This window comes from Haloimpatiens myeolchijeotgali, assembly GCF_042688525.2.
GTDB lineage: Bacteria > Bacillota > Clostridia > Clostridiales > Clostridiaceae > Haloimpatiens.
Map to the genome: position 1 here is coordinate 3,664,163 of NZ_JBHWAB010000001.1, position 12,334 is coordinate 3,676,496.

Annotated in this window: 9 protein-coding genes and 1 riboswitch; all 9 genes read right to left on the reverse strand. The window is 27.6% G+C overall.

Annotation, left to right across the window (positions count from 1 at the left end; genetic code table 11):
- Positions 1-41: 41 nt before the first annotated feature.
- The gene (locus tag ACFIJ5_RS16485) at positions 42-752 is read right to left on the reverse strand and encodes an MIP/aquaporin family protein (RefSeq protein WP_379808975.1); all 711 of its coding nucleotides are present in this window, start codon (positions 750-752) and stop codon (positions 42-44) included.
- 259 nt (positions 753-1,011) lie between these two features.
- Positions 1,012-3,078: a sigma 54-interacting transcriptional regulator gene (locus ACFIJ5_RS16490; protein WP_379809634.1), complete on the reverse strand. Its 2,067-nt coding sequence runs from the start codon at positions 3,076-3,078 to the stop codon at positions 1,012-1,014.
- 153 nt (positions 3,079-3,231) lie between these two features.
- Complete coding sequence (locus ACFIJ5_RS16495; protein WP_379808977.1) at positions 3,232-4,077, reverse strand: PHP domain-containing protein; 846 nt, start codon at positions 4,075-4,077, stop codon at positions 3,232-3,234.
- A 390-nt stretch (positions 4,078-4,467) separates the two neighbouring features.
- Positions 4,468-6,126 carry a methyl-accepting chemotaxis protein gene (locus ACFIJ5_RS16500; protein ID WP_379808979.1) on the reverse strand — a complete coding sequence of 553 codons (1,659 nt, stop codon included), beginning with the start codon at positions 6,124-6,126 and terminating at the stop codon, positions 4,468-4,470.
- 290 nt (positions 6,127-6,416) lie between these two features.
- Positions 6,417-6,581: a DUF1540 domain-containing protein gene (locus ACFIJ5_RS16505; protein ID WP_379808981.1), complete on the reverse strand. Its 165-nt coding sequence runs from the start codon at positions 6,579-6,581 to the stop codon at positions 6,417-6,419.
- 352 nt (positions 6,582-6,933) lie between these two features.
- Positions 6,934-8,337: a cobyrinate a,c-diamide synthase gene (locus tag ACFIJ5_RS16510; protein WP_379808983.1), complete on the reverse strand. Its 1,404-nt coding sequence runs from the start codon at positions 8,335-8,337 to the stop codon at positions 6,934-6,936.
- Positions 8,338-8,699: 362 nt separating this feature from the next.
- Entirely contained in the window at positions 8,700-10,127 is a 1,428-nt protein-coding gene (locus ACFIJ5_RS16515; RefSeq protein WP_379808985.1) for an ABC transporter substrate-binding protein, read from the reverse strand.
- 57 nt (positions 10,128-10,184) lie between these two features.
- Positions 10,185-11,126, reverse strand: coding sequence for a sirohydrochlorin cobaltochelatase (locus ACFIJ5_RS16520; RefSeq protein WP_379808987.1), 942 nt, complete (start codon positions 11,124-11,126; stop codon positions 10,185-10,187).
- 197 nt (positions 11,127-11,323) lie between these two features.
- Positions 11,324-11,498: riboswitch (cobalamin riboswitch) on the reverse strand.
- 70 nt (positions 11,499-11,568) lie between these two features.
- Positions 11,569-12,333 carry a cobalt-precorrin-6A reductase gene (locus tag ACFIJ5_RS16525; RefSeq protein ID WP_379808989.1) on the reverse strand — a complete coding sequence of 255 codons (765 nt, stop codon included), beginning with the start codon at positions 12,331-12,333 and terminating at the stop codon, positions 11,569-11,571.
- Between the last annotated feature and the right edge of the window lies 1 nt (position 12,334).

Below are 12,334 nucleotides of genomic sequence, written 5' to 3' on the forward strand. Positions count from 1 at the left end.
TTGTTTTTCGCTTAAATTTAAAATTATCTTTAAGTTAAATCTTATATTCCAAAAACTGCTTTAAATAATACTGCTCCTGCTACTCCTCCAACAATTGGAGCTACTACTGGTATCCATGCATATCCCCAATCAGAATCCCCTTTTCCTTTGATAGGTAATATTGCATGTGCTATACGTGGTGCTAAATCTCTAGCTGGATTTATAGCATATCCTGTTTCCCCACCAAGTGAAAGACCTATTACAAATACTAATGCACCTACAACTAATGCACCTAATCCTTCAGCCATTTTTTGTGATGTTATTCCTAATATTCCAAATACCAATACAGCAGTTCCTATAAACTCAGTTATGAAATTTGCAACAGTACTTCTTATAGCTGGTCCAGTTGAAAAAGATCCCAATATTGCTCCTTTATCTTCTGTTACTTCCCAATGTGGTAAGTAAGTTAACCATACTAATACAGCTCCTATAAATGCACCTATAAATTGAGCAATTATATATGAAGGTACTTCATTCCAAGAGAATTTTCCAATTACAGCTAATCCTACAGTTACTGCTGGATTAAGATGTGCTCCACTAACACTTCCAAAAATAAATGCTGGTATTGCAACTGCTAATGCCCATCCTGTAGTTATAACAATCCATCCTGAATTTTGCCCTTTACATTTGTTAAGTACAACATTTGCAACAACCCCATTACCTAATAAAACCAAAAGCATTGTTCCTAAAACTTCAGCTAAAAAATGTGACATAATAATTCCTCCTATCATATTATTTAATATTAGTTCTAATCGTTTACGTTTACATATAAGAGCAATTAGCATGCCAATTTTTATTTTTTAATTTTTTTATCAACATAAATGGCTATTTTACTATGTCTATTAATAAATTTTTTTGAAAACGTTTTATATTAATATAAAATTAAATTGGGAAAAAGTATCAAGATTTAAAATTATAGCTGATACTTTTTCCCAATGCACTTCTTTTTTCCCTATATCTATAACAAAAATATTATCCTTTCCAAACTACATCTTTCTCTATCCCATATTTTCTAGCTTTTGCTGCAACTGTTTTATGCGTAACTCCTAAAACCTTAGCAGCAGCATTATAACTTCCATACTTCTTTAATGCTTTTTTTATAATAATCTTCTCATATTCTTCTAAAGGTAAAATATTTTCATCATCTAAAATTTGGCTTATCTCACTATTTAATTTTTTATTATTATTTGTTAATAAACTATTTTTTATACTTTTATCTCTTATATACATAGGTAAATCTTGTAGTTTTATAAAATAATCATCTGTTAAAGTAACCATTCTTTCAATTATATTTTGTAATTCTCTAACATTACCAGGCCAGCTATAGTTCATTAACGCTTCCAAACACTCTTCTTTTACTCCTTTAATTTGCTTATTCATATCTTTACTTATTTTTTTTATGAAATGTTCAACTAGAAGTGGTATATCTTGTATTCTTTCTCTAAGTGGTGGTAAAAATATAGGTATTACATTCAATCTATAATATAAATCCTCTCTAAATTCTCCATTTCGAACCATCTGTTCTAAATTTCTATTGGTAGCAGCAATTATTCTTACATTAACCTTTATGTTTTCTTCTCCCCCCACTCTTTGAAATTCTTTTTCTTGAAGAACTCTTAAAATTTTAGCTTGCATACTTTTATCTAATTCTCCAATTTCATCAAGGAATATAGTTCCTTTATTAGCCAACTCAAACTTTCCTAATTTTCTCTTTATTGCTCCAGTAAATGCACCTTTTTCATGTCCAAACAATTCACTTTCTAATAAATTAGGGGGTATAGCTGCACAATTTACTCTTACAAATGATCCTTTTGAAGATAAACTAGCAAAATGTATACCTTCTGAAATAACCTCTTTACCCGTTCCACTTTCTCCTCTTATAAGAACAGTTGCATAACTCTCAGCAGCTTTGGCTGCTATAGCTAAAGCATCTATAACCTTTCCACTATTACCAATGAATTTTTTGAATGTTTCATTTGGCCTTTTTGTTCTTAAAAGTTCTTCTTCTAAATACTGCGCTTTTGCTGAGGCTTTATTTAAACTTTCTAATAACTTTTGAGTTTCTGTAAGGTCTTTCACAACAGAAACTACCCCTCTTATTTCTCCATCTACTTTAATTGCACTTACATCTGCTACTATAGAAGCTCCGTTAGATTTTTTCCTTAATACACCCTTTTTATTTTCTCCACTTTCTAAAACTTCTTTCCTTAGACCCGTTTTAGAAATATCTTTTATATTTTTTCCCAATACATTCTGTTGTTTTTCATGTATAATATTCAAATAAGGAGAATTAATATATGTTATATACCCTTGTTCATCCAAAACACATATACCATCTTGTACTGAATCTAAAACCAATTGTAATCCTTCTTTTAATTCTTTTACTTCTTTTAATTCTCCAGTCAACTGCTCAATTTTAGAAATATCCTGAAAAAGCGCTACCGCTCCTTTGATTTTTTCTTCTACAATTATAGGTGTATGATTCATGATAATTATAGAATCACCAATCACTTTTCTAAGCCCTATTTTAGCCTTGCCTGTTTTTTTAACCACATGAAGTTTAGTGTCTGGAATTATATCATATACTTTTTTACCTACAGCTTCATTAGCTGAAATTTTTAATATTTTCTCTGCTGCATAATTAAAAATAGTTATGATATCATTTTCATCAATAACCATAAGACCATTTTCTATATTTCTATATATTTGCTCCCATGCAATTGTATTACTATGAATAATATTATCTACATCATTTATTGTTTCTTCATCTGAAAAACTAAAATCGCCTTGAAGGAATTCAGCCATTTCACTTATGGCCAACTTTGTACTTTCTCCTACCCCTTCAATTAGTACAATTTCATTTTGTTTTATTTTAAGTAATACTAATGGCATTAAACTTGTAGCCGATATTCTTTTATCATTTTTGTATAAGTATAATTGAACATTGTACTTTTTTTGAAGTTCAGCTGCTTTATGAACAACCATAGCAGCAACTCTAGCATGTAATCCCTTTTTATTTTTTATCAATACCTTTATCACTTGTTTCAATATATATTCACTCCTAACTTCGAACATGAAAGTACATATATTATACATATATTATATAATATTTTTGTCATAATAATCTGTATTGTGACAAAAAATATTATATTTCGTAAAATGGTATTGATTTAATATAAAAATTCACTTTTCTTATTCTATAAATTGTACTAATTTTCCTAAATTCAATTGTTCCATACAAACTCTAGGTTTTCCTACACTTCTTGTCTTTATAAAATCTCCATGACAATCAGAACCTGCAGTTATGATTGCATTGTTTCTTTTACACCATTCAATACATTCTTTAGTTATTTGTTGACTATGATTAGGATGATAACACTCAAAACCTTCAATACCCATATCAAAAAATGTACTTAGCCTATCTTCCACCTTTTCTTCAGTATGAACATAATAAGGATGTGCAAGAATAGGTACTCCTCCTGCTTGTTTTACTATTTCCACAATTTCTTTTGGATGTGGAAATTGTGGAAAAGCTAAAGAATTTTCTCCTACAAATAAATTTGCAAAAAAATCTCCTACATCCTTACAAATATTTTTATCAATTAAAAAGTTAAGAGCTTTCCATCCACCTCTACTTGGATTATGTTTGTAGCTTACATATTCATTAAAATCAATATTATAACCCCTTTCTCTAAGTGCTTTTATAGAGTTATCATCCTTATCTTCTAACAATTTCCTATTACCTTTTAAAATATCTCTTAACTTAATGTTTTGCTCATCGATACCATAACCTAATATATGAAATAACTCTCCATTATACGTAGAAGAAATTTCAACTCCTTTAATAAACTTTATATCATATCTTTTAGCTTGATTTTCTGCTTCTTTTAAATTTGAAGTTTCATCATGATCTGTTATTGATATTAATTTAACCCCTTTATCTATAGCTTCAAGAACTATCTGTTCTGGAGTCCATGTTCCATCTGAAGCCATTGTATGTATATGCAAATCAACAATCATATCCTTTTCTAATTCCATATTTTAACCCTCCTCCAAAATATACTTATGTACAACATTAGTATGTGTATTGAATTAGATTTTAGCATAAAGACAAACAAATGCATATATTTAATAAAAAAACTTGTTCAAATGTTTCTTACGCAATATATCATTTTACTTCGCTAAGCAGTATTTTTTTACCGAAAAAGTTGAGTTATAAATTTACATGGTGCATTTTTACATAAGCTTATCATTGACTGGATTTACTTAACTTTAAACCAATAAATTCTTTGAAAAAATTTATAATTTTTTAATAATAAAAGTCAAATATGTTTTGAATATTGATAGGGACAGGTCCTTAATATCTTTAAATATTAAGGACCTGTCCCTATTATATATCCCTATTATATGTATTGGTTATATTCCAAACTAATTATCTTCTTCAGTCTTCAATTTACTCATGGCATCAGCTAACTTATCTGCAAGTTCAGTAAGCTGTTGAGCTGATGAACTTAATTCTTCTATAGTTGCAGTCTGATTTTCAACAGATGCAGAAATTTCTTCTACAGAAGCTGATACTTCTTCTGATGTCCCAGAAACATTTTGTATTGAAGCTATTATCTCGTCTTTCTTATCAATATTTGAATCTAATGCCTTATACACTCCATCTATTCTAGGAACTGTACCTTCTACTTCATGTAAGATATTCTCAAATGAAGTTGCAGTATTTTGTATTGATTCTGTTTGTACATTGATTTTATCACGAAGCCCTTGAGTAGTTTTTGCAACTTCTTCTGTATCACTTGTAACGAAATTAACTAATGAATTTATGTTTTTAGAAGATTCTAAAACCTGTTCTGCAAGCTTTCTTATTTCTTCTGCTACCACTGAAAATCCTCTTCCTGCTTCGCCTGCTCTAGATGCTTCTATAGCAGCATTTAATGCAAGTAAATTTGTTTGTTCTGCAACTGCATTTATAACATCCGTAATTTCTGTTATCTTTCTAACACTTTCTATTAAAGTAGAAATCTTTTCAGAGGAAATGTTAAATGAATTATTTATTATTTCAGTAGATTTTACTAATTCCTTTATCTTTACATTACCCTTTTCAGCATCTTCTTTAATTTTATCTCCACTGTTCTTAATTTCTCCTAATTTTGATCCAATAACATCCATACTATCACTAAAGTGTTCAGTTGCACTAGTTATATTCTGTACATCTTCAGCCTCACAAGAAGCTGCATTAGATACCTCTTCACTTGATCTTGAAATTTCTTCACTTGATGATGCTACTTCTTCACTTGAAGCTGTCAAATTTTGAGCCATACTATCTAAACTTACAGTAGCTTCCTCTATTTTATCTATCATATTTCTCAATGATTCAATTACTTTGTTCAATGCAATCATTAACTCACCAATTTCATCTTTACCTTCTGAATGAAATTCAACAGTAAAGTCACCCTTAGCAACTTTTTTCATTTTCTTCATTATTACCTTTATTGGTTTTACTAACATTCTAGTTAATAAAAATGCTACTATTGAACAAATTATTAATACTACTATACACATTAATATTGAATACCAAGTTTGAGTTTTTAATATATCTGCCATATCCTTTGTAGACATTCCAACACATACTACACCTGTTAATTTATCTTGTTCATAAGCTGGTACATAAACATTATATACTTTAGTGCCATCTAAATCTTTAGTAAAAATACCATAAGGTTCACCTTCACTGAATACCTTTTGAATATTTTCATCATCTTTTAATGTATCGCCAATAACATTAGAATCAGAACTAACTAATACCTCACAATTTGGATTTATCAAAGATATATATTGAATATCATCTTTATTTTGCTCTTTTATTTCCTTTAACACTAAACTTACTTTATCTTTCTCATTACTTGAAAATCTTTGTAAATCGTGTCTAACTATATTAGCTACTACTTGTCCATCTTTATCCATCTGATTCTCTAAAGACCTTATTATTGTGTGATTAAAAAATATAAAAAAACTTACTACAGTTATTAGAGTAACAAGTATCATACTTATACCTATTTTTCTTCCTAATGATCTAAACACATTATCCCCCTCCTCCATATAAAAAAATATATAAAGCTCCTAATTTACTATATTTAACGCATCTAATAGTATATTCCTTTTAATAACAACTTTCAATGAATTTTTTTGTATTTATTGTTTTTTTTACCTGTTTATCATTGTTTATATATATTTTTGTTAATTATCGTCCAAATACGTCACTATATCTTATTATACTTTTAATTTATTTTCTCCAAAAATTATATACTGTATAAATATTTAATTCTACATTATTAAACCCCTAAGCTTATAACTTAGGAGTTTTAAATTTCTTACTTCATTTGAAAGCTTCCACAATCAGTTCCTTCTACATTATTTACATTTTGTAAATGTTTAACTACTCGAATCTTATTTAAAGTACAATAGTTATCATCTTTGCAGTGATATTTACATTCTGAAACTGTACATTCTATACTATTGTTATGTGCTCCTTCCATTTTACACTCACCTCTTTTAATCTTTTTTATTACAAATTTATTATCTTCAAACTAATCTTTTTTTATTCTTAGTAAAAGTATACCTAGCTATAAAAATATTTTTGATTATTTCATTTCTTTAATTTTATTAAGTTTTAATTTTTTAGTACTAATAAAGGTAATCCTAAACTTTAAGTAAAGTTTTTACTTCATATAAAGCTTAGAATCTCTTATCTAAAGTTGTAACACCTCTTAACTTATCTTCTGTAAATAAGAAAGATTTAGTGCTAGTGTATACATGAGATAAAATTTAGTCCTTAAATTTACTTTATGTATTTTATACAGCAATAGATTTTATATCAATATACATTTATTAAAGTTTAGATTTACTACCTTGTAAAATTGAGTTAATGAAAAAATCCATATTTCCAAAGAAATGAACATGAGCATAAGCTGCCAAGGTATTATTCTTTGTATATCCACATGTCCATTGTTTTTGTTCATTATTATATGTTGTCTTTGTTAACTTATAAATCTTTTTCTCATTACACTGTACACATGATTTATGAAATTCATGACAATTAATTTTTGATCCCTCACTAACCATACTATTTTTACTCTGAACCTCTATTTCTGCATAACCAAATCTCTGTAATCTATTTGTCATATAACAATATCCGTTTAAAAATCCTACTAATTCTTTTTTACTATTATTGTTTTCCAGATACTGAACTTTTTCTTTAACATCTACTTTATCTTGTAATTGTAATTTATCAACATTTTGTATAAATCCCTTTGTAAGATACATCAGTCCACCACATTCTGCATAACACTTTAATCCTTTATTCAATTTTTCTCTTATGTCACAAAGCATATCTTTATTATTAGAAAGTTCATCTATAAATACTTCAGGATATCCTCCTCCAATATATAGGAAATCAATATTATCTGGTAATTTTTTATCTTTTAAAGGACTAAAATAAGTAACGTCTCCTAATTCATTTAACATTTCAATATTTTCTGCATAATAAAAGCTAAAAGCCTTATCCATTGCAATTGCTGTTCTTAACCCTCTATTTTTAACATGAAAATTATCATAATATTCTTTTGTATTACCCATGCATTTTACTAGTGAATCTAAATCTACATATTTTTCTATTAAATTAGCACAAACCTCAATTCTTTCTTTTATGTCATTAATTTCACTACTTTGTATAAGTCCTAAATGTCTACTTCCTAATACTAATTTTTCATTTTTAGGTACATATCCAAAAACCTTTATATTACAATTGTTTTCTATAGATGCTTTTAAAAGTTTATAATAGCTTTCACTTACATTATTTAATATAACTCCAGCTATATTAACATCTTCAAAATTAACCATACCATTTATCTCTGCACAAAGTGTAGCCACTTGAGCTTTAGGTGAAATAACAAGTACAATAGGAAGATTTAAAATTTTAGCCACATGTGCTGTAGAATATCTTGTATCTATACCCTTTCCATCATAAAGTCCCATTACTCCTTCTATAATAGCAACTTCACCTTTTCCTCTTGAAAAACTAGCTTTGATTCCTTCTTCGCCCATTAAAAAAATATCCAGATTTCTAGATCGTTTACCTGTAATTTCTGAATGAAATGCAGGGTCAATATAATCTGGACCTACTTTATATCCTTGAACATCTATTCCTTTTTTAATTAATGCTTTCATAAGACCTAGTGTAATTGTAGTTTTACCACCACCACTTTTATTAGAAGATACGACTATTCCTTTCATATAACTTTCCTCCCAAGATTGATAAATTAATCTATTTTTTAAATTTTTACTATCTTAACTTTTATAATTAAAAGTACTATCTAACTAAAATAAAGTTTTTTAGACAATATATCATTTTTCATAGCAACTATTTTTATCTATCAAAGTTAAGTTACTATGGAACTAACTATAATAATTTAAACTATATTTTTTAATAACTTACCTTACACTTTTTATATTATTTAAAACAACAAGTATATTTAAATTATATCAAAATTGAACTTATTCTTCTTAAAATTGAGAAACCTGTCCCTTTATTTTTTAGGACAGGTTCACATGTTTTAATATTTTTAAAGGAAGATTTTAAAAAGTAATTAGTAAACTTATTTATTTAAATTTAATTTTTTAACTGATTCTAAAACTTCTTTTTGGGTTACATTTCTTTTAGGATTAAACTTACCATTTTCAAGTTGTAATATATTATTTCCTACTACAGTCTGTATTATAGATTTATTACTACATTGATCTAAATCTGATATAGAAACTTGTTTCATAGTTAGATCTTTTAACAAATATAACGTTTTAGCAAGTTCTTCTTTTGTAACTTTTCCATTTGGATTATATTCATCTTTTTTACTTTCTATATATCCTGAAAGAACTGCAGTTTCTATATAATCAAAATTTATATTATCTAAATTTACATCTTTAAATTCCCCGTATTTATGACCTTTTATCTTCTTTTTATAATACCTAGAAGTAGGAGTAAATATATTTTTATGTTTAACCATTATTACGATTTTGGCTAACTCTTCTCTAGTTATTTCTTTATTATTATTGAAACTAGAGATATCATCAAATACTTCTGGATAAAACATTCTTTGAAGTTCATAAATACCTTTTATATATCTAAAAGTAGGGCTTGAAACTAATTTTTCATCTATATTATATACTCTCTTGTTCTTAACAGCTTTAATTTGTGAAAATCCTGGTCTTATTGATATTGAATGAGGATTTCCACCTGCATTCATTGATCCTCTTTGAGCTACATATACATCTATTTCTTTAGATTTTGCTAGAACTTTTTCAGTTCCATAAGAAGCTATACTTGTTTTTTTACCTTTTATAGATTTAGCATCTGAAGCTATATTAATTCCACCTGATATCCTTATAGCTTCTCCAGCCATTGAATCTAATGTAACAGTTCTACAATTAGTCTCTGTTGATTCAAAATAAATTTTTACCTTTTTACTTATCTTTTTAGATTTTTCTTCAGCTTCTTTTAATTGCTTATGAAAATCATTTAAAAGTTCTGTTGCTTTCTTTTCTTTCCCTGTTAACTTAGCTAATCTTTTAATATAATTGTCAAATTCAGAGAGTTTTGTTGGATAAAAAGATGCTACAGCAATTCCTGCATCTCTAAGTGATTTTACAAAATCAGGATGCCCTCTTTCAATAAATGGTCTTATCAAAACTAAATCAGGCTTTGCAGCTATCACAGATTCTGCATCATCTCTATAACTATATCTCTTTTTTTCTAAAACTTTATATGGATACGCATCACTAGTTCCTACCCCTATTACCTCTTTATCTAACCCTAATGAAAATAAATTTTCTGTATGCGCCGAATATAAGCTAATTATTCTTTTAGCAGGTTTATCTATATTTATTGTTTTACCTGAATCATCTTTTACCTCTATCATAGCATTATTATTTTTTGAAACATTACTAGAAGTTTGTTTATTTTCACATCCTACCAGTAATAGTACTAATATAGAAGATATGCATAATAGTACTTTTATAATTTTTTTCATTATGCTATCATCCTTTCTATGTATATCAAATTCTACTTTAAATAAAGATTATATTCTTTATTTTTCTTCTTTTAATGGATTACCATCTATACTATCTTTAATATGTTGAATATATATCTCTCTTATATCTTCATTTTCTCCTAATCCATGTATATATGTATTTACTTTAAATCCATTACTCTTTAATACATTTTTCCATGAATCTTTTTCGTCACCTGCCATATCATTGTTAGCATGGTCTCCAGCCACAAGCATAAATGGCATTAAAGTAACTTCTTTTATTCCTTTTTCTTTTAATCTTCTTACGACATTATCTACTGTTGGATAACCCTCTACAGTTCCAACTAAAATATTTCCCATTCCTTTTTCTTCTAAAGCATACTGAAATAATGCATAAGAAGAATTTGAAGGATGTTCAGTACCATGTCCCATAATAGCAACAGCTTGATCTTTATTTAATTTTGGAAGTTGCTTTTTAAAAGCATCTGCAGCAATCTTATAATCCTCTGCTCTATAAAGTAATGGTCTACCTAATACTAATTTATCAAAAGCTTTCTTATCATTAAATTTATCTACTACTTCTTTAACTTCATCATATTCTATTCCAGGCATTATATGTAATGGTTGAACATATATTTCTGAGAATCCTTCCTTTTGCATCTTAGATAATGCTTCTTCTGGACTATCAACTATTATGTTATCTCTCTCTTTAAGCTTCTTTCTAATAATTTTTGAAGTAAATGCTCTTTTAACTTCATAATCTTTAAATGTATTTTTAACTTTTTCTTCTACTGCTTCTATTGTTACCTTTCTTGTATCTGCATAGCTTGTACCAAAGCTTATAACAAGTATGCCTTTTTTATCAGACTTTTTAGTATTTGTTGCAGTTGTTTTTGTTTCATCCTTATTATCATTCTTTTTAGAACCAGCAGTTCCACATCCAGCTAACATTGATAGTGCTAAAGTCATTGATACAATAGAAATTAAAACTTTTTTCATTTTTACATACCTACCTTCCTATGATTCTGTGATTTTTTCAATAATATTAAATATGTTCATACTATAATTTATAATTATTTAAAATAAAAAAAGGTTTCTTTTTCAAAAAGAAACCTTAACGCACTAAACCTTATCCTTGCTATACAAAACAGCAAGATCAAAGCTATTTTACTGCATTATCTTTCCCTCCGAAAGATTTAGCATTACTTTATCAGGCAGGTCTCCTGGCTCAGATTTCATACTTATCTTACCTTCCCAGATTATACCAGTGGTTTGTTAAGATTCGTCCGTCTTCACAGTAGCGGGGGCTGCAGTGGTTTTTACCACTTTCCCTTTTAACTTTTTTCAAGCACCTAATAAATAAGCTATTTAATTGTTCATATACTATTATATATTTTTTAACAGAATTGTAAAGTATTTTTTGAATTTTTTTAAATATTTTTTAAATATTTTCTTTTACATGAAAAACTATATCTTCTTCATTACAAAATACATTGTCATATTTTATTGTTTTTCTCTTTATAATTACTGCATAAATCCCTAAATCAACCGCTGCTTTTAGTTTTTCTTCTGTACCGCCTTGCACTCCACTATCTTTCATCATAATTACTTTTGCATTGTATTCACGTATAAAACTACAATTTAATTCGTAACTTATTGGTCCTTTTATAGCTATTACATCTTCTATATCTATACCAGCTTTAAAACATTCATTCATAACTTTCAATGATGGAAGTACTCTATGAATTATTCTATTTGTTAAATTAAGATTAAGTATTTTCTTTAAATTTCTACTTCCCGTAGTATTTAAAATATTTCCTTCCACATTTTTTAACTTCTCATAAATATCCTCATATTCCTCTACCTCTATTAATTTTTCATATTCTTTATACTTAGAGCTAACAGAAGGTCTTTCATATCTTATATATTCTATATTACAGACTCTACAAGCCTCCATAGCATTTTCTGTAACTTCTAATGCATAAGGATGTGAAGCATCAACTAGTATATTTATTTCATTATCCTCTATAACTTTGATAATTCCTTCTAAATCTAATGGTCTTGTGTTTAATTTTTTATATTTATATTTTTCTAAAAGTTGTCCACCATAATGGGTAGCTGTAGATATAAATATATCATCTGTAAACTCATTTAAAAGAGAAACTATTTTTTTCCCCTCTGAAGTCCCCAAAATCAAACCTATCATG